This window comes from Metapseudomonas phytobenefica (genome assembly GCF_043392685.1).
GTDB lineage: Bacteria > Pseudomonadota > Gammaproteobacteria > Pseudomonadales > Pseudomonadaceae > Metapseudomonas.
Window position 1 is genome coordinate 23,044 of the sequence record NZ_JBHZGM010000026.1, and the last position, 18,218, is coordinate 41,261.

At 64.9% G+C, this 18,218-nt stretch carries 16 protein-coding genes; 14 read left to right on the forward strand and 2 right to left on the reverse strand.

The genetic code is table 11. The annotated features are described in order from the left end of the window. Positions 1-67: 67 nt before the first annotated feature. Positions 68-391 (forward strand): Rieske (2Fe-2S) protein, encoded by a 324-nt coding sequence (locus ACFW0B_RS19160; protein WP_449150581.1) that lies wholly within the window; start codon positions 68-70, stop codon positions 389-391. 3 nt (positions 392-394) lie between these two features. Here the strand turns inward: ACFW0B_RS19160 and sfsA are convergent, their stop codons facing one another. Both sfsA and ACFW0B_RS19170 read right to left on the reverse strand, forming a co-directional pair. Next, positions 395-1,102 carry a DNA/RNA nuclease SfsA gene (gene sfsA / locus ACFW0B_RS19165; protein ID WP_449150582.1) on the reverse strand — a complete coding sequence of 236 codons (708 nt, stop codon included), beginning with the start codon at positions 1,100-1,102 and terminating at the stop codon, positions 395-397. Next, positions 1,099-2,274: a pyridoxal phosphate-dependent aminotransferase gene (locus ACFW0B_RS19170; protein ID WP_449150583.1), complete on the reverse strand. Its 1,176-nt coding sequence runs from the start codon at positions 2,272-2,274 to the stop codon at positions 1,099-1,101. Before ACFW0B_RS19170 ends, sfsA begins: the two co-directional genes overlap by 4 nt. A gap of 193 nt (positions 2,275-2,467) precedes the next feature. Between ACFW0B_RS19170 and dksA the strand changes: the two genes are divergently transcribed. The 13 genes from dksA to ACFW0B_RS19235 all read left to right on the forward strand — a co-directional run bounded on the left by dksA (position 2,468) and on the right by ACFW0B_RS19235 (position 18,181). Then, positions 2,468-2,911, forward strand: coding sequence for an RNA polymerase-binding protein DksA (gene dksA, locus ACFW0B_RS19175; RefSeq protein WP_449150584.1), 444 nt, complete (start codon positions 2,468-2,470; stop codon positions 2,909-2,911). Positions 2,912-2,963: 52 nt separating this feature from the next. Continuing rightward, positions 2,964-3,851 (forward strand): tRNA glutamyl-Q(34) synthetase GluQRS, encoded by an 888-nt coding sequence (gene gluQRS / locus ACFW0B_RS19180; RefSeq protein ID WP_449150585.1) that lies wholly within the window; start codon positions 2,964-2,966, stop codon positions 3,849-3,851. Positions 3,852-3,911: 60 nt separating this feature from the next. Next, positions 3,912-4,088 (forward strand): hypothetical protein, encoded by a 177-nt coding sequence (locus ACFW0B_RS19185; protein ID WP_003095129.1) that lies wholly within the window; start codon positions 3,912-3,914, stop codon positions 4,086-4,088. Next, on the forward strand, positions 4,072-7,026 hold the full coding sequence (locus ACFW0B_RS19190; RefSeq protein ID WP_449150586.1) for a sensor histidine kinase: 2,955 nt from the start codon (positions 4,072-4,074) through the stop codon (positions 7,024-7,026). The genes ACFW0B_RS19185 and ACFW0B_RS19190 overlap by 17 nt, the downstream gene beginning before the upstream one ends. Positions 7,027-7,048: 22 nt before the next feature. Beyond that, the gene (locus tag ACFW0B_RS19195; protein WP_449150587.1) at positions 7,049-8,476 is read left to right on the forward strand and encodes a sigma-54-dependent transcriptional regulator; all 1,428 of its coding nucleotides are present in this window, start codon (positions 7,049-7,051) and stop codon (positions 8,474-8,476) included. 683 nt (positions 8,477-9,159) lie between these two features. Then, positions 9,160-10,566: a polynucleotide adenylyltransferase PcnB gene (locus tag ACFW0B_RS19200; protein WP_449150588.1), complete on the forward strand. Its 1,407-nt coding sequence runs from the start codon at positions 9,160-9,162 to the stop codon at positions 10,564-10,566. Positions 10,567-10,568: 2 nt separating this feature from the next. Then, a complete protein-coding gene (folK, locus tag ACFW0B_RS19205; protein WP_459251723.1) occupies positions 10,569-11,069 on the forward strand; it encodes a 2-amino-4-hydroxy-6-hydroxymethyldihydropteridine diphosphokinase in 501 nt (166 codons plus the stop codon). A 102-nt stretch (positions 11,070-11,171) separates the two neighbouring features. Further along, positions 11,172-11,972, forward strand: coding sequence for a 3-methyl-2-oxobutanoate hydroxymethyltransferase (panB, locus tag ACFW0B_RS19210; RefSeq protein ID WP_449150589.1), 801 nt, complete (start codon positions 11,172-11,174; stop codon positions 11,970-11,972). Next, positions 11,969-12,826 carry a pantoate--beta-alanine ligase gene (gene panC, locus ACFW0B_RS19215; protein WP_449150590.1) on the forward strand — a complete coding sequence of 286 codons (858 nt, stop codon included), beginning with the start codon at positions 11,969-11,971 and terminating at the stop codon, positions 12,824-12,826. Before panB ends, panC begins: the two co-directional genes overlap by 4 nt. Before the next feature lie 80 nt (positions 12,827-12,906). Continuing rightward, positions 12,907-13,287: an aspartate 1-decarboxylase gene (gene panD, locus ACFW0B_RS19220; RefSeq protein ID WP_016494751.1), complete on the forward strand. Its 381-nt coding sequence runs from the start codon at positions 12,907-12,909 to the stop codon at positions 13,285-13,287. 70 nt (positions 13,288-13,357) lie between these two features. Continuing rightward, positions 13,358-15,022, forward strand: coding sequence for a glucose-6-phosphate isomerase (gene pgi, locus ACFW0B_RS19225; protein WP_449150591.1), 1,665 nt, complete (start codon positions 13,358-13,360; stop codon positions 15,020-15,022). Positions 15,023-15,305: 283 nt separating this feature from the next. Then, on the forward strand, positions 15,306-17,243 hold the full coding sequence (acs, locus tag ACFW0B_RS19230; RefSeq protein ID WP_449150592.1) for an acetate--CoA ligase: 1,938 nt from the start codon (positions 15,306-15,308) through the stop codon (positions 17,241-17,243). 62 nt (positions 17,244-17,305) lie between these two features. Beyond that, positions 17,306-18,181: an oxygenase MpaB family protein gene (locus tag ACFW0B_RS19235; RefSeq protein WP_449150593.1), complete on the forward strand. Its 876-nt coding sequence runs from the start codon at positions 17,306-17,308 to the stop codon at positions 18,179-18,181. The last annotated feature ends 37 nt before the right edge of the window (positions 18,182-18,218 follow it).

Below are 18,218 nucleotides of genomic sequence, written 5' to 3' on the forward strand. Positions count from 1 at the left end.
ACAGGGACGTGCCCCTTGGGCAATCTACGGCGGCGCGCGATAATGCGCGCCTGTCGTGGAGATGCCGATGATCCTGCTTTGCCGCCCCGATGAACTGGCCGAAGGCCAGAGCCGGGGCTTCGTCGTTGATGAGCTGAAACTGCTGCTGGTGCGTCGGCATGGGCGGGTCCATGCCTATGAGAACCGCTGCCCGCACCGCGGCGTTCCGCTGGAGTGGCTACCGGACCAGTTCCTCGACCACAGCGGCAGCCTGATCCAGTGCGCCACCCACGGCGCACTGTTCCTGATCGAATCGGGTGAATGCGTGACCGGCCCCTGTGTCGGCGATGTCCTGCAGCCACTGGACTGCCGCGAGGACGCCGAAGGCATCTGGCTCCTCGGCGAAGCCTGAGACTCAGAGCCTCACATCGAGGCGGCGGCTGACCTGCACGTATTCCGGTGTCAGCTCCACGCCATAGGCCAGCACTTCCACGCCAGCGGCGACCGCCTCACGCAGTGCAGCCGCGTAGGCCGGGTCGATTTCCTCGGCCGGACGTACGGCGTCGATACCCGTAAGATTCACGCAATAGAGCTGCACGGCCCGCACGCCGTCACGGGCCAGCGAGGCCAGCTCCCGCAGATGCTTGCTGCCGCGCTGGGTCACGGCGTCCGGGAAGGCGGCAACCTGTGTGCCGTCGAAGCCCAGGGTCACGCTCTTCACCTCGACGAAGGCCGGACCACCGGCGAAATCCAAGCGAAAGTCGGCGCGGCTGTTTTCCAGTCCGTAGGCCACTTCGCGCTTCAGATTGTCGAAGCCCGCCAGTTCGGCGATCACGCCCTCCCGCAGCGCTTCCTCCACCAGGGCGTTGGCCCGCGCCGTATTGACGCAGGCCAGCCGGCCCTGGGGCGTCTCGGCGATTTCCCAGGTACCCGGTAGCTTGCGCTTGGGGTCATTGGAGCGACTGAACCAGACCCGACAACCCTCGCTCATGCAGTTCAGCATCGACCCGGTATTGGGGCAGTGGATGGTCAGCAACTCCCCCGAGACCGTCTCGATATCCGCGAGGAAGCGCTTGTAGCGCTTGAGCAGCCTGCCCTCCTCCAGGGCCGGGGAGAACCTCATCGGTTCGCCCAGGTTTTCAGGCCACGGGCCAGGCGCTGCACCGCCTCTTCCAGGCGCGGCAGGTCCTGGGTGTAGGCAAAGCGCACGTGGTGGCCCGCCTGGTGGCGGCCGAAATCCAGGCCCGGCGTGAAGGCCAGGTGCTCGGTTTCGATGAAGTGGCGGCAGAACGCGTAGGCATCACCACCAAAAGCCGAAATGTCCGCGTAGAGATAGAAGGCCCCCTCCGGTTCGACCGCGATACGGAAGCCCAGCTCACGCAAGGCCGGCAGCAGGTAGTCGCGGCGACGGGCGAACTGTTCACGGCGTTCTTCCAGGATTTCCAGGGTCTGCGGCTGGAAGCAGGCCAAGGCCGCGTGCTGGGCCATCGAGGGCGCACTGATATAGAGGTTCTGCGCCAGTTTCTCCAGTTCGGGCACTGCATCGGCCGGCGCCACCAGCCAGCCCAGGCGCCAGCCGGTCATGCCGAAATACTTGGAAAAACTGTTCAGCACGAAGGCTTCGTCATCCACCTCCAGCACGCTGCTGGCGTCCATTCCGTAAGTCAGACCGTGGTAGATCTCGTCCACCACCAGATGACCGCCGCGTGCCTTGAGGGACTGCGACAGGGCCGCGAGCTCGTCGGCGTGCAGCACGGTGCCGGTCGGGTTGGCCGGCGAGGCGACCAGCGCCCCCACGCTATCGGCATCCCAGTACCGCTCGACCAGTTGCGGGGTCAGCTGGTAGCGGGTTTCGGGGCCGACCGGCACCAACTGTGCGGCGCCTTCCACCAGACGCAGGAAGTGGCGATTGCAGGGATAGCCGGGGTCGGCCAACAGCCAGTGCCTGCCCGGGTCCACCAGCAGGCTGCTGGCCAGCAGCAGGGCGCCGGAACCGCCGGGGGTGATGAGAATGCGATCCGGGTCTATGTTCAACCGATAGCGTGATGCGTAGAAGCCGGCGATGGCTTCGCGCAACTGCGGCAGGCCGCGCGCGGCGGTGTAGCGGGTATGCCCGGCGGACAGGGCTGCCTGGCCGGCCTGGACGATAGGCGCGGCGGTGGTGAAGTCCGGCTCACCGATCTCCAGGTGGATCACATCATGACCCGCCGCCTGGAGTTCATTGGCCCTGGCCAGCAGGGCCATGACGTGGAAGGGTTCGATGGCGCGGCTTCGCGCACTGTAAGACTGAGCCATTGGCCTTCCTTTATTAAGGCAAAGAGAGGATTCTAACCAATGGTCCCTGGACGCTGCAGCATGTGCGACGCGGGGAGTAGCGTACCCGGATTTGATCTGGTAAGTTCGCCCGCTTGCAGCCGCAGGGCCGGTATGACCGGCGATGGACCATAATCCTGCGCAATGGATTAGAGAAAGTGAGAGGCGGCCATCCATGCCCACCAATGCAAAACAACAGAACAGCCAGTTGATTCGTGGCTTCGTGCCCTACCAAGAGACCAAGGGCGAGGAGTACATGAGCGACCGCATGCGCGCTCACTTCACCGACATCCTCAACAAATGGAAGCAGGAGTTGATGGAAGAGGTGGACCGTACCGTGCACCACATGCAGGACGAAGCGGCCAACTTCCCCGATCCGGCCGACCGCGCCAGCCAGGAAGAAGAATTCAGCCTGGAACTGCGTGCCCGCGACCGTGAGCGCAAGCTGATCAAGAAGATCGACGAAACCCTCCAGCTGATCGAAGACAACGATTACGGCTGGTGCGACTCCTGCGGTGTAGAGATCGGCATCCGCCGTCTTGAAGCCCGCCCCACCGCCACCCTCTGCATCGACTGCAAGACCCTGGCGGAGATCAAGGAAAAGCAGCTCGGCTCCTGATGCCGAAACGGGGCGCCAACGGCGCCCCGTCGCTTTACAGGGCCTTGCTCCAATGACGTCCCCTGCCTATATCGGGCGTTTCGCCCCCACGCCCAGCGGCTATCTGCATTTCGGCTCGCTGGTCGCCGCCCTCGCCTCCTACCTCGACGCCCGCGCACAGGGCGGCCGCTGGCTGCTGCGCATGGAAGACCTCGACCCGCCACGGGAAGTCGAAGGCGCCCAGGCAGCGATCCTCCATACCCTGGAGAACTACGGCTTCGAATGGGACGGCGAAATGGTCCGCCAGAGCGATCGTCACGAGGCCTACGCCGAGGTGATCGAACGTCTCTTCGAGATGGGGCTGGCCTACGCCTGCACCTGCTCGCGCAAGCGACTGGAAGGGCATCAGGGGGTCTATCCGGGGTTCTGCCGCAATGCCGGGCACCCGCAGCACGACGCCGCCATCCGCATCCGCGTGCCGGAGCTGGAATACCACTTCATCGACCGCGTCCAGGGCGAATACCGCCAGCACCTGGGGCGGGAAGTGGGCGACTTCGTCATCCGCCGTCGTGACGGCCTGTATGCCTATCAACTGGCCGTGGTGCTGGACGATGCCTGGCAGGGCGTGACCGACATCGTCCGTGGCGCCGACCTGCTGGATTCCACACCGCGCCAGCTCTATCTGCAGGAATTGCTGGGGTTCAGCCAGCCACGCTATCTGCATGTGCCGCTGATCATCCAGCCGGACGGCCACAAGCTGGGCAAGTCCTACCGCTCGCCGCCATTACCGGCCGACAGCGCCGGACCGCTGCTGACTCGAGCCCTGCGCGCCCTTGGCCAGGAGCCCCCAGCCGAACTGGCCGGGCACAGTCCGCGCGAAGTGCTGGAATGGGGCATCACCCACTGGGACACCGGACGCATACCGCGGGTCCGGACCCTGGCCGAAGCACAGCTTCGCTAGCCTCTCGCCCGCCGATGGTGCATTCGCTACCATCGCGGCAGACACGACGAGATTTGTGGCATGTACATCTATCGACTGGTCCTGCTCCTGGTGGTGGGAATCTACCTGTTTTCCCCCGCCATCATGGATTGGTGGATCGACCCCAACGGCGCCTGGTACCGTCCCTACCTGCTGTGGCTGATCCTGATCGTGGTGACCTTCATTCTGCAGAGTCAACGCGATGCTGATGAGCTTTAGCCTCACCCAGCTGATCCTGATCAGCGCTGCCTACCTTCTGGCCCTGTTCGGCGTGGCCTGGCTCAGTGACCGGGGCTTCGTCCCGCGCTGGATCATCCGCCACCCGCTGACCTACACCCTGTCCCTGGGCGTCTACGCCAGCGCCTGGGCGTTCTACGGCACCGTCGGCCTGGCCTACCAGTACGGCTACGGCTTCCTCGCCAGCTACCTCGGCGTATCAGGTGCCTTCCTGCTGGCGCCGGTGCTGCTCTATCCGATCCTGCGCATCACCCGTACCTATCAGCTTTCGTCCCTGGCCGACCTGTTCGCCTTCCGCTTCCGCAGTACCTGGGCCGGTGCGCTGACCACGGTGATAATGATCATCGGCGTCCTGCCACTGCTGGCCTTGCAGATCCAGGCAGTGGCCGACTCCATCGGCATTCTCACCCGCGAGCCGGTGCACAACCGTGTCGCCCTGAGCTTCTGCGCGCTCATCACGCTGTTCACCATCCTCTTCGGCGCCCGCCATATCGCCACCCGCGAGAAGCACGCCGGCCTGGTGTTCGCCATCGCCTTCGAATCTGTGGTCAAGCTGGTGGCCCTTGGCGGCATCGGCCTCTACGCACTCTATGGGGTGTTCGACGGCCCGCGTGAACTGGAACTCTGGCTGTTGCAGAACCAGGCCGCGCTGTCCACCCTGCACACCCCGCTGCAGGAAGGCCCCTGGCGGACGCTGCTGCTGGTGTTCTTCGCTTCGGCGATCGTCATGCCGCACATGTACCACATGACCTTCACCGAGAACCTCAACCCGCGCGCCATGGTCAGCGCGAGCTGGGGTCTGCCGCTGTTCCTGCTGCTGATGAGCCTGGCCATCCCGCTGATCCTCTGGGCCGGCCTCAAGCTGGGCGCTACCACCAATCCGGAATACTTCACCCTTGGCCTCGGCATCGCCATGGACAACCCGGTACTGGCGCTGCTCGCCTACGTCGGCGGCCTGTCCGCCGCCAGCGGCCTGATCATCGTGCTGACGCTGGCGCTCTCCGGCATGGCCCTCAACCACCTGGTGCTGCCGCTCTACCAGCCACCGTCCGAGGGCAATATCTACCGCTGGCTGAAGTGGACCCGCCGCGCGCTGATCGCCTTCATCATCATGGCGAGCTACGGGTTCTACCTGCTGCTGGGGGCTGAGCAGGACCTGTCCAACCTCGGCATAGTCGCCTTCGTCGCCACCCTGCAATTCCTGCCGGGCGCGCTGTCAGTGCTCTACTGGCCGACCGCCAACCGCCGCGGCTTCATCGCCGGCCTGCTGGCGGGCTTCATCGTCTGGCTGCTCGCCATGCTGCTGCCCCTGGTGGGCAACCTGCAGGGCGTCTACCTGCCGCTGTTCAATGCCATCTACGTACTCGACGACACCAGCTGGCACATCGCGGCCATCGCTTCCCTCGCGGCCAACGTGCTGATCTTCACCCTGGTTTCGCTCTTCACCGAAGCCAGCCCGGAAGAACGCAGCGCCGCCGAAGCCTGCACCGTGGACAACGTGCGCCGACCGCAGCGCCGCGAACTGCTGGCCAGCTCGCCCCAGGAGTTCGCCACTCAGCTGGCCAAGCCCCTGGGCGCCAAGACCGCACAGAAGGAAGTGGAACAGGCCTTGCGCGACCTCCACCTGCCCTTCGACGAACGCCGCCCCTACGCCCTGCGCCGCCTGCGCGACCGCATCGAGGCCAACCTCTCCGGCCTGATGGGCCCCAGCGTGGCCCAGGACATGGTGGAAACCTTCCTGCCCTACAAATCCGGCAGCGAGGGCTACGTCACCGAAGACATCCACTTCATCGAAAGCCGACTGGAGGACTACCACTCGCGCCTCACAGGCCTGGCGGCCGAACTGGACGCCCTGCGCCGTTACCATCGCCAGACCCTGCAGGAACTGCCGATGGGCGTCTGCTCCCTGGCCAAGGACCAGGAAATCCTCATGTGGAACCGCGCCATGGAGGAACTGACCGAGATTCCCGCCCAGCGCGTCGTGGGATCGCGCCTGCCCACCATCGCCGAACCCTGGAAGGGCCTGCTGGAAGGCTTCATCAACCTGCCCGACGAGCACCTGCACAAACAGCGCCTGACGCTGGATGGCCAGGTCCGTGCACTTAACCTGCACAAGGCAGCGATCGAAGAACCCCTGGCCCCCGGCAGCAGCGGCCTGGTGCTGCTGGTGGAAGACGTGACCGACACCCAGCTGCTGGAAGACAAGCTGGTGCATTCCGAGCGCCTCGCTTCCATCGGCCGCCTGGCCGCCGGTGTCGCCCACGAGATCGGCAACCCCATCACCGGCATCGCCTGCCTGGCGCAGAACCTGCGGGAAGAGCGCGAGGGCGATACGGAGATCAAGGAACTCAGCAGCCAGATCCTCGAACAGACCAAGCGCGTCACCCGTATCGTCCAGTCCCTGATGAGCTTCGCCCATGCCGGCGGCCGCCAGCAGGCGAGCGAGCCGGTGTGCCTGGCCGAAGTGGCCCAGGACGCCATCGGCCTGCTCTCACTGAACAAGCGCAGCATCGAGGTGAGCTTCTTCAACCTCTGCGATCCGCATCATGTCGTCGAAGGCGATCCCCAGCGCCTCGCCCAGGTGCTGATCAACCTGCTGTCCAACGCCCGCGACGCCTCCCCTGCCGGCAGCGCCATCCGCGTGCGCAGCGAAGCGTCGGAACACACCGTCGACCTCATCGTCGAGGACGAAGGCAGCGGCATTCCGAAGGCGATCATGGACCGCCTGTTCGAACCCTTCTTCACCACCAAGGACCCAGGGAAAGGGACCGGCCTTGGCCTTGCACTGGTCTATTCGATCGTGGAAGAGCATTATGGACAGATAACCATCGAAAGCCCGGCCGACTCCGAACAGCAGCGCGGCACCCGAATCAGGGTGACGCTGCCTCGTTTTGTCGAAGCGACATCCGCCGTGAGCTGAGACCGTCTAGAGAGCCGAATTAATGCCACATATTCTGATCGTCGAAGACGAAACCATCATTCGCTCTGCCCTGCGCCGCCTGCTGGAACGTAATCAGTACCAGGTCAGCGAGGCCGGCTCCGTCCAGGAAGCCCAGGAGCGCTACAGCATTCCCGGTTTCGACCTCATCATCAGCGACCTTCGCCTTCCCGGCGCTCCCGGTACCGAACTGATCAAGCTGGCCCAGGGCACTCCGGTGCTGATCATGACCAGCTACGCCAGCCTGCGCTCGGCAGTGGATTCGATGAAGATGGGCGCGGTGGACTACATCGCCAAGCCCTTCGACCATGACGAAATGCTCCAGGCGGTCGCGCGCATCCTCAAGGAACGCCAGGATGCCAAGTCGGCCCCGAGCGAGCGCCCCGCCGCCAGCCGTGGCGGCGACAAGGCACCGGCCGCCAACACCGACGGTGAGATCGGCATCATCGGCTCCTGCCCGGCGATGCTCGAGCTCTACAGCAAGATCCGCAAAGTGTCGCCGACCGACTCGACCGTGCTCATCCAGGGCGAGTCCGGCACCGGCAAGGAGCTGGTGGCCCGCGCCCTGCACAACCTGTCCCGCCGCGCCAAGGCACCACTGATTTCGGTGAACTGCGCCGCCATCCCGGAAACCCTGATCGAGTCCGAACTCTTCGGCCACGAGAAAGGTGCGTTCACCGGCGCCACCGCCGGTCGCGCCGGCCTGGTGGAAGCCGCCGACGGCGGCACCCTGTTCCTCGACGAAATCGGCGAACTGCCCCTGGAAGCCCAGGCACGCCTGCTGCGCGTCCTGCAGGAAGGCGAAATCCGCCGCGTGGGCTCGGTGCAGTCGCAGAAGGTCGACGTGCGCCTGATCGCAGCGACCCACCGCGACCTCAAGACCCTGGCCAAGACCGGCCAGTTCCGCGAGGACCTCTATTACCGCCTGCACGTCATTTCGCTGAAGCTGCCCGCGCTGCGCGAGCGCGGTAACGACGTGCTGGAAATCGCCCGCTCCTTCCTGGCGCGCCAGTGCGCCCAGATGGGCCGTGACAGCCTGCGCTTCGCGATCGATGCCGAACAGGCCATCCGCCACTACAACTGGCCGGGTAACGTGCGCGAACTGGAGAACGCCATCGAGCGTGCGGTGATCCTGTGCGAGAACCCGGATATCTCCGCGGACCTGCTGGGCATCGACATCGAGCTGGACGACCTGGACGAAGAAGACTTCAACGAAGCCGCCACTACCGCGCAGGCCAACAACACCGCCCACGAGCCCACCGAAGACCTGTCGCTGGAAGACTACTTCCAGCATTTCGTGTTGGAGCACCAGGACCACATGACGGAAACGGAGCTGGCTCGCAAGCTGGGCATCAGCCGCAAATGCCTGTGGGAACGCCGTCAGCGCCTGGGGATTCCGCGCCGCAAATCAGGCGCCGCAGCCGGGCCTTGAGCGCCCGGCGAGGGTGACACCAAGGGAACACAAAGGGTTCCCCGTGCTGTTACCCCGCCTAACATCACGTAACAAAGCCGGGTCTAAAGGTAACGAAAACCCGGCTTTTTTTTGCCCTCCGCCCAGCCACCAATCCTCGCAAACCATTGATTTACAAGGAATCTTAAAAGTTGGCACGGCATCTGCTTTATCTGCAGCACAACAACAATAACAAATGCTGAACCCCACAATAAAAACAAGACGTATCGACTCCAGCACAATAAAAACAATACGGCGGAGGCGCAGCTAACTGATTCTTTTGGAGAGGAGTTGCCATTGGGGCTTGCCCCACAGCCAGGCAGAGAACAACAAAAACTGCTTCCAAAGCAGCGCCAGTACTGGTTGGGTCACGGAATGATCACGGCACCATCAGCGTCCAAAGCAATCCGTTTGCTACTAACCCTCGATTGGAGGGCATATCCAGAGGTGAAGCACCTGCTGGAACGGGTCGAACAACAAAAACACCAAGCCCGACACAATAAAAACAAAGCACGCACCAATTTGGGGGGGAGCTCCGGCTCCCCCAGTAGCTTTGCTCTCTTTCAGTCCTTTTCTTCTCCATCCCCCCTCCCAGTGCTAGAATCCGCGGCCATCGTGCGCCCATATCCTTTTCTGGCCGTCCAATCCGCAAAACAGTGCATCCCATGCTGAAGAAGCTGTTCCAGTCTTTCCGTTCACCCCTTCGCCGCGCCCAGCATCCGCGCAGCACTCCCGAAGTACTGGGCAACAATCAGCATTCGCTGCATCGTTCAGGCATCAGTCGCAATGCCGTGCTGGTCGTCGACCGCCTGCAGAAGGCCGGCTACCAGGCCTACGTCGTCGGCGGCTGTGTCCGCGACCTGCTGCTCAACCTGCGTCCCAAGGACTTCGACGTGGCCACCAATGCCACGCCCGAGCAGGTACGTGCCGAATTCCGCAATGCCCGGGTGATCGGCCGCCGCTTCAAGCTGGCCCATGTGCAGTTCGGCCGGGAAATCATCGAAGTCGCCACCTTCCGCGCCAACCACCCGCAAGGCGAGGACGAGGAAGACAGCAATCAGGCCGCACGCAACGAAAGCGGCCGCATCCTTCGCGACAATGTCTACGGCAGCCTGGAAGACGACGCCCAGCGTCGCGACTTCACCATCAACGCGCTGTACTACGACCCCACCACCGAGCGCATCCTCGATTACGCCCACGGCGTCCACGACATCCGCAACCGCCTGGTGCGCCTGATCGGCATTCCCGAGCAGCGTTACCAGGAAGACCCGGTGCGCATGCTCCGCGCCGCGCGTTTCGCCGCCAAGCTGGACTTCGAGATCGAGAAGCACAGCGCCGCCCCCATTCGCCGACTGGCGCCGATGCTGCGGGAAATCCCCGCCGCGCGCCTGTTCGACGAGGTGCTCAAGCTGTTCCTCGCCGGCAAGGCCGAGCGCACCTTCGAGCTGCTGGTGGAGTACGACCTGTTCGCCCCGCTGTTCCCGGCCAGCGCCGCGGCCCTGGAACGCGACCCCGAATACACCGGCCGCCTGATTCGCCAGGCGCTGATCAATACCGACGAGCGCATTCGCCAGGGCAAGCCCGTTACCCCGGCCTTCCTCTTTGCCGCCCTGCTCTGGCCGGCCCTGCCCGCCCGCGCCGCGCAACTGCAGGAACGCGGCATGCCGCCGATCCCGGCGATGCAGGAAGCGGCCCATGGCCTGATCATGGAACAGGTCCAGCGCACCGCCATTCCCAAGCGTTTCAGCATCCCGATCCGTGAAATCTGGGACATGCAGGAGCGTCTGCCGCGCCGCCACGGCAAGCGTGCCGACCTGCTGCTGGAGAATCCACGCTTCCGCGCCGGTTACGACTTCCTCCTGCTGCGCGAAAGCGCCGGCGAGAAGACCGATGGCCTGGGTGACTGGTGGACGGACTACCAGGACGCCAGCGACAGCCAGCGCCGCAACATGATCCGCGAACTCAGCTCCAGGGACGAGCAACAGCCCAGTGGCCAGCGCCGCCGCCGCGGTGGCAGCCGTCGCCGTCGTGGCCCGCGCAGCGATGGCACACCCGACAATTCGGGCGAGTGATCATGGAGCGCGTATACATCGGCCTCGGCAGCAATCTTGCCGATCCCGTCAGCCAGCTGCGCGGAGCCCTTGCGGCCCTGGGTGAACTACCCGGAACGCGCCTGGCGGCGGTTTCCTCGCTCTACGCCAGCGATCCCCTCGGTCCACCGGACCAGCCCCGCTATGTGAACGCCGTGGCTGCCCTGGATACCGACCTGGCGCCGCTGGAACTGCTCGACGCCCTGCAAGCCATCGAGCTGGCGCAAGGGCGTGTGCGCAAGGACGAGCGCTGGGGGCCGCGCACCCTGGACCTGGATATCCTGCTGTTCGGCCAGCACCAGCTCGATGAGCCGCGGTTACAGGTTCCGCACTACCATATGCACGCCCGCGCCTTCGTGCTCTATCCCCTGGCGGAGATTGCCGAAGACCTGCAACTGCCCGATGGGCGCCCGCTGCAGGTCCTGCTGGCCGCCTGCCCATTCGAAGGTCTCGAGCGCCTGCCCGACCTGGCGGTAACGCCGTAACAGGTCGGTAACACCTGCAATTGACTTCATGCCCCCCCATCGGGACTATAGGCGTCCCGTTGCCCCGCGCCGGTGCAAACCGGCGCCGATGAGGACGTTTTCATGCCTGATGTGACCCTGACCACCCTGCAAGAGCTCAAGCTGAAAGGCGAGAAGATCGCCATGCTGACAGCCTACGACGCCACCTTTGCCCAGGCAGCCTGCCAGGCTGGCGTGGATGTGCTGCTGGTGGGCGACTCCCTTGGCATGGTCCTGCAAGGCCATGACAGCACCCTGCCGGTCAGCATGGCCGACATGGCCTACCACACCGCTGCCGTGAAGCGCGGCAACCAGGGCGCGCTGATCATCAGCGACCTGCCGTTCATGGCCTACGCCAACCTCGAGCAGACCTTCGCCAACTGCGCCGCCCTGATGCAGGCCGGCGCGCACATGGTGAAGCTGGAAGGCGCCGCCTGGCTGGCCGAGCCCATCCGCCTGCTGGCCGAGCGCGGCGTCCCGGTCTGCGCCCATCTGGGCCTGACCCCACAAGCCGTGAACATCCTCGGCGGCTACAAGGTCCAGGGCCGCCAGGAAGCCCAGGCCCGCCAGCTGCGCGCCGACGCCATGGCCCTGGAACAGGCTGGCGCCGCCATGCTGCTGCTGGAGTGCGTACCCAGCGAGCTGGCCGCCGAAATCACCCAGTCGGTGAAGATCCCGGTGATCGGCATCGGCGCCGGCAGCGCCACCGATGGTCAGGTACTGGTCCTGCACGACATGCTCGGCCTGTCCCTCACCGGCCGCTCGCCCAAGTTCGTGAAGAACTTCATGGAAGGCCAGAGCAGCATCCAGGCTGCCCTTTCGGCCTACGTCCAGGCCGTCAAGGACGTTACCTTCCCCGCCGCCGAACACGGATTCTCCGCATGATCACCGTCAAGACCGTCCGCGAACTGCGCGCAGCCGTCGCCCGCGCGCGCAGCGAAGGCAAGCGCATCGGCTTCGTGCCCACCATGGGCAACCTCCACGCCGGGCACGTCGCCCTGGCAGAGAAAGCCAGCCAGCGCGCCGATTTCGTGGTCGCCAGTATCTTCGTCAACCCGCTGCAGTTCGGGCCCAGCGAAGACCTGGCCACCTACCCCCGCACCCTGGTGGCCGACCAGGAGAAGCTGGTAGCCGCTGGCTGCCACCTCCTGTTCCACCCGGACGTGGAAGAAATGTACCCGGACGGCATGGACGGCCAGACCCGCGTCAATGTCCCGCTGGTTTCCGAAGGCCTCTGCGGCGGCAGCCGCCCGGGTCATTTCGAAGGCGTGGCCACCGTGGTCAGCAAGCTGTTCAACATGGTCCAGCCCGACCTCGCGGTGTTCGGCGAGAAGGATTTCCAGCAGTTGGCGGTAATCCGCAAACTGGTGCGCGATCTGAACATGCCGATCCAGGTCATGGGCGAGCCCACGGTTCGCGCCGAAGATGGCCTGGCCCTGTCGTCGCGCAATGGCTACCTGGACGCCGCCCAGCGCGCTGCCGCTCCCGCGCTGTACCGCACCCTGCAGCAGATGGCCTCCGCCATCCGTGCAGGCCGCCGTGATTTCACCGCGCTGGAAGAGGAAGGCCGGGCCGAACTTGCCAAGGCCGGATTCCGCCCGGACTACCTGGAAATCCGCGAAGCACTGAACCTGCGCCCCGCAAGCGACAAGGACCAGCAGCTGGTGATCCTGGGCGCCGCCTTCATGGGCAACACCCGCCTGATCGACAACCTTGCCTTCAACCTCGAAGCGCACTGATCGACACCTGTCGCCGCCTTGAACCCCCTCGGGGGTTCGGGCAAACTCTGCCGCCGCCCGCATCCCGACGAGGAAAAGCCATGCACGCCATCATGCTCAAGGCCAAACTGCACCGCGCCGAAGTCACCCACGCCGTGCTCGACTACGAAGGCTCCTGCGCCATCGATGGTGATTGGCTCGACCTCTCCGGTATCCGCGAGTACGAACAGATCCAGATCTACAACGTCGACAACGGCGAGCGTTTCACCACCTACGCCATCCGCGCCGAGAACGGCTCGCGGATGATCTCGGTGAACGGCGCCGCGGCGCACAAGGCCAAGGTGGGTGATCGGGTGATCATCTGCGCCTACGCTCACTACAGCGAAGCCGAACTGGCCAATTTCAAACCGCGTATGCTGTACATGGCTCCGGGTAACGAACTCAGCCATACCAGCAACGCGATTCCGGTACAGGTCGCCTGAGACCGGAGAGCTGCATGACCCGAAGCCCGGACATTTCCGGGCTTTTTATTAAGTCGCACACAGGTACGCCATGGACCACCACCTGACGCCGCTCGATGTCACCCAACTGCCCACCTGGAAGGGGCTCCGCCAGCATCGACAGGACCTTGCCGGATTCAGCCTGCGCCAGGCCTTTGCCGAGGACCCGGAGCGTTTCAAGCGCTTCAGCCTGAGCGCCTGCGGCCTGCTGCTGGACTTCTCCAAGAACCTGATCCGCACCGACACCCTGGAACTGCTGGTCAAGCTGGCGGAAGAAGCCCGGCTCGACGAGGCCATCAAGGCGATGTTCCGTGGCGACGTGATCAACGCCTCGGAGCGCCGTCCTGTGCTGCACACCGCACTGCGCCGCCCCATCGGCGACAAGGTCTGGGTGGATGGCAGCGACGTGATGCCCGAGGTGCACCATGTGCTGCACCAGATGACCGAACTGGTGGGCGCCCTGCACAACGGCCTGTGGCGCGGCTACACGGAAAAACCCATCACCGATGTCGTGAACATCGGTATCGGCGGCTCCTTCCTTGGCCCACAGCTGGTCTCCGAAGCACTGCTGCCCTTTGCCCAGAAAGGCGTGCGCTGCCATTACCTGGCGAACATCGACGGCAGCGAATTCCGCGAACTGGCGTGCCGCCTGAACGCCGAGACCACCCTGTTCATCGTTTCCAGCAAGTCCTTCGGCACCCTGGAAACCCTGAAGAATGCCCAGGCCGCCCGCGCCTGGTACCTGGCCCAGGGCGGCAGCAAGGAAGAGCTGTACCGGCACTTCATCGCCGTTTCCAGCAACAAGGAAGCGGCGGTGGCCTTCGGCATCCGCGAAGAAAATATCTTCCCCATGTGGGACTGGGTGGGCGGACGCTACTCCCTCTGGTCCGCCATCGGTCTGCCGATCGCCATGTCCATCGGCATGTCCAACTTCAAGGAACTGCTGTCCGGCGCCTACAGCATGGACCAGCACTTCCAGAGCACGCCGTTCGAGCGCAACATCCCGGTGATCCTCGGCCTGCTCGGCGTCTGGTACGGCGACTTCTGGGGCGCACGCAGCCACGCGATCCTGCCCTACGACTACTACCTGCGTAACTTCACCGATCACCTACAGCAGCTGGACATGGAGTCCAACGGCAAGAGTGTGCGCCAGGACGGCACCCCGGTCACCGCCGGTACCGGCCCGGTGATCTGGGGCGGTGTCGGCTGCAACGGCCAGCATGCCTACCACCAGTTGCTGCACCAGGGCACCCAGCTGATCCCGGCGGACTTCATCGTCCCCGTCTCCAGCTACAACCCGGTGGCCGACCACCATCAGTGGCTGTTCGCCAACTGCCTGTCCCAGAGCCAGGCGCTGATGCTCGGCAAGTCCCGCGAGGAGGCCGAGGCCGAACTGCGCGCCCAGGGCCTGCCGGAAGAAGAAGCGCAGCGTTTGGCGCCGCACAAGGTGGTGCCCGGCAACCGTCCGAGCAACACCCTGGTGATGGAACGCATCAGCCCGCGCCGCCTGGGCGCACTGATCGCCATGTACGAACACAAGGTCTACGTGCAGAGCGTACTCTGGGGCATCAACGCCTTCGACCAGTGGGGCGTGGAACTGGGCAAGGAACTGGGCAAGGCCGTCTATTCGCGCCTGACCGGCCAGGACGAAGCCCAGGCCGAGGATGGTTCGACCCAGGGCCTGATCGACTTCTTTCGCGCGCGTCACCGCGGCTGACACCGTCGCGGCGGACTCACTCGCGATCGCCGCGTAGAGCCCTGCCACCGGGCCGAACATTCGGCCCGGTCGGCCAATGAATTCGCCCCTAGCCCTCCCCGCCCTAATGCTTCTGCCGGCAGAACCGCTGCCGATACTCGCCAGGCAATGCCGGCACAGCGCCTGCGCCACTGAACGATCCGGCAGGCCTTGGGCTCAAATCTCCATGGACAACCCTTGAACCCTGCGATGCCTTGGATGCACCCTTGTGGGTATTTCGGCAACACAACAACAAGGACCAGCCATGTACGAGATCAGCCTTCACCCCGTGCCAGAGGCCGTGCGCAAGCACGCACTCATCGATAACGATGCCTACCTGCGCCTGTACCAGCAGTCCGTCGAGCAGCCCGAACTGTTCTGGAGCGAGCAGGCCACGAGCTTCCTCAGCTGGTTCCAGCCCTGGGAGCAGCTGCACCGCAGCGACCTGAAGAAGGGCGAAGCCGAATGGTTCAAGGGCGGCAAGCTGAACGTCGCCTACAACTGCATCGACCGCCACCTGGAGCAGCGCGGCGAGCAGGTCGCCATCATCTGGGAAGGCGACAACCCCAGCGAATCCGCGCAGATCACCTATCGCAAGCTGTACAGCCATGTCACCCGCCTGGCCAACGTGCTCAAGAGCCGTGGCGTGAAAAAGGGCGACCGCGTGTGCATCTACATGCCGATGATTCCCGAAGCGGCCTACGCCATGCTCGCCTGCGCGCGTATCGGCGCCGTGCATTCGGTGGTATTCGGCGGCTTCTCCCCGGACGCCCTGCGTGACCGCATCCTCGATGCCGACTGCCGCACCGTGATCACCGCCGACGAAGGCGTTCGCGGCGGCAAGTACGTTCCGCTGAAGCAGAACGTCGACAAGGCGCTGAACGACTGCCCGAACGTCTCGACGGTGGTGGTGGTCCAGCGTACCCAGGGCAAGATCGACTGGCTGGAGGGCCGCGACCTCTGGTACCACGAGGCGCTGCACGGCGTCAGCGAGGACTGCCCGCCGGAATGGATGGACGCCGAGGACCCGCTGTTCATCCTCTACACCTCCGGCTCCACAGGCAAACCCAAGGGCGTGCTGCACAGCACCGGCGGATACCTGCTGAGCGCGGCGATGACCCACAAGTACGTGTTCGACTACCACGACGGCGAAGTCTTCTGGTGCACCGCGGACGTGGGCTGGGTCACCGGCCACAGCTACATTGTCTACGGCCCGCTGGCCAACGCCGCCACCACCCTGATATTCGAAGGCGTGCCCAACTACCCGGATGCCTCGCGCTTCTGGCAGGTGATCGACAAGCACCAGGTGAACATCTTCTATACCGCGCCGACCGCCATCCGCGCCCTGATGCGCGAAGGCGAGGCCCCGGTGAAGAAAGCCAGCCGCGCCAGCCTGCGCCTGCTCGGCAGCGTCGGCGAGCCGATCAACCCGGAAGCCTGGGAGTGGTACTACCACGTGGTGGGCGACTGCCGCTGCCCCATCGTCGACACCTGGTGGCAGACCGAAACCGGCAGCATCCTCATCACCCCGCTCCCGGGCGCCACCGCCCTCAAGCCCGGCTCGGCCACCCGTCCGTTCTTCGGCGTGCAACCGGTACTGCTGGATGAAAAGGGCAAGGAAATTGAAGGGGCCGGCTCCGGCGTGCTGGCGATCAAGGCCAGCTGGCCAAGCCAGATCCGCAGCATCTACGGCGACCACAAGCGGCTGATCGACACCTACTTCTCCGCCTACCCCGGCTACTACTTCACCGGCGACGGCGCCCGCCGCGACGAAGATGGCTACTACTGGATCACCGGTCGCGTCGACGATGTGATCAACGTATCCGGCCACCGCATCGGCACCGCAGAGGTGGAAAGCGCCCTGGTGCTGCACGATTCCGTGGCCGAGGCCGCGGTGGTGGGCTATCCCCACGATCTCAAGGGCCAGGGCATCTACGCCTTCGTCACGCTGATGAAAGGCCTGGAACCCACCGATGAGCTGAAGAAGGAGCTGCTGGCCCTGGTCAGCAAGGAAATCGGCAGCTTCGCCAAGCCGGAACTGATCCAGTGGGCGCCGGGCCTGCCCAAGACCCGCTCGGGCAAGATCATGCGCCGCATCCTGCGCAAGATCGCCTGCAACGAGCTGGAGAACCTGGGCGATACCTCCACCCTGGCCGACCCGTCCGTGGTGCAGAACCTGATCGACAAGCGCCTCAACCAGTAACACCTGCCAAGGCGGCAGCCCACACCGGGGGCTGCCGCCTTTCCTTTGGAATCGCCCCTCCCATGGAATTCATCCGCCGCCGCATCGAAAGCCAGATCATCGGCCTGACCGGCCTCGCCCTCGGTCAGCTCGACTTCGAGAACCCCAAGGGTGACCCCGGCCTGTTCGGCCCGGACTCGGTGACCTGGAAGGTCCACGGCGACTTCACCACGATGATGATCGGCGGCATCAGCGCGCTGCTCCTGCAGATGCTGCATCCCCTGGCGCTCTCGGGCGTCTGGGACCACTCCAATTTCCGCACGGACATGCTCGGTCGCCTGCGCCGCACCGGTCAGTTCATTTCCGGCACCACTTACGGCACCCGCAAAGACGCCGACTGGCTGATCGACAAGGTGCGCACCATCCACCTGCAGGTGACCGGCACCGCCCCCGACGGCCGCCCATACGCAGCCAGCGACCCCGCGCTGCTCACCTGGGTGCACGTGGCGGAGGTCAGCTGCTTCCTCGAGTCCCACCTGCGCTACCTCAATCCGCACTTGAGCGGCGAGGACCAGGACCGCTACTACGCCGAGATCGCCCTGGTGGCCGAGCGGCTCGGCGCGAGCAATGTGCCGAAGTCCCGCCAGGAAGTCGCGGACTACCTGGAAGCCATGCGTCCGCAGCTGCTCTGCGACGAACGCAGCCTGGAAGTCGTACGCATCCTCCTCGCAGCGCCGGCGCCCAGCGCCGCCGCCAAACCCTTCGGCATCCTGATGATGCAGGCAGGCATCGACCTGATGCCGGAGTGGGCCAGCGCCATGCTCGGCCTGCACCAGCGCCCCTGGCAGCGTCGCGTGGTGCGGAATCTGGTCTGGCGCGTGGCGCCGCTACTGCGCTGGGCCATGCGCAACGGTGCCGTGCACCGTGCGCGCCGACGCATGGGGCTGCCGCCCCGTTGAGCATGGATGAGGCCGGCCAGGGCCGCGCCGACCTCGA

Bases quoted from the DNA above. Each gene is read 5' to 3' on its own strand.
- ACFW0B_RS19160 (WP_449150581.1), top strand. From the start codon at position 68: ATGATCCTGCTTTGCCGCCCCGATGAACTGGCCGAAGGCCAGAGCCGG.
- sfsA (WP_449150582.1), bottom strand. From the start codon at position 1,102: ATGAGGTTCTCCCCGGCCCTGGAGGAGGGCAGGCTGCTCAAGCGCTAC.
- ACFW0B_RS19170 (WP_449150583.1), bottom strand. From the start codon at position 2,274: ATGGCTCAGTCTTACAGTGCGCGAAGCCGCGCCATCGAACCCTTCCAC.
- dksA (WP_449150584.1), top strand. From the start codon at position 2,468: ATGCCCACCAATGCAAAACAACAGAACAGCCAGTTGATTCGTGGCTTC.
- gluQRS (WP_449150585.1), top strand. From the start codon at position 2,964: ATGACGTCCCCTGCCTATATCGGGCGTTTCGCCCCCACGCCCAGCGGC.
- ACFW0B_RS19185 (WP_003095129.1), top strand. From the start codon at position 3,912: ATGTACATCTATCGACTGGTCCTGCTCCTGGTGGTGGGAATCTACCTG.
- ACFW0B_RS19190 (WP_449150586.1), top strand. From the start codon at position 4,072: ATGCTGATGAGCTTTAGCCTCACCCAGCTGATCCTGATCAGCGCTGCC.
- ACFW0B_RS19195 (WP_449150587.1), top strand. From the start codon at position 7,049: ATGCCACATATTCTGATCGTCGAAGACGAAACCATCATTCGCTCTGCC.
- ACFW0B_RS19200 (WP_449150588.1), top strand. From the start codon at position 9,160: ATGCTGAAGAAGCTGTTCCAGTCTTTCCGTTCACCCCTTCGCCGCGCC.
- folK (WP_459251723.1), top strand. From the start codon at position 10,569: ATGGAGCGCGTATACATCGGCCTCGGCAGCAATCTTGCCGATCCCGTC.
- panB (WP_449150589.1), top strand. From the start codon at position 11,172: ATGCCTGATGTGACCCTGACCACCCTGCAAGAGCTCAAGCTGAAAGGC.
- panC (WP_449150590.1), top strand. From the start codon at position 11,969: ATGATCACCGTCAAGACCGTCCGCGAACTGCGCGCAGCCGTCGCCCGC.
- panD (WP_016494751.1), top strand. From the start codon at position 12,907: ATGCACGCCATCATGCTCAAGGCCAAACTGCACCGCGCCGAAGTCACC.
- pgi (WP_449150591.1), top strand. From the start codon at position 13,358: ATGGACCACCACCTGACGCCGCTCGATGTCACCCAACTGCCCACCTGG.
- acs (WP_449150592.1), top strand. From the start codon at position 15,306: ATGTACGAGATCAGCCTTCACCCCGTGCCAGAGGCCGTGCGCAAGCAC.
- ACFW0B_RS19235 (WP_449150593.1), top strand. From the start codon at position 17,306: ATGGAATTCATCCGCCGCCGCATCGAAAGCCAGATCATCGGCCTGACC.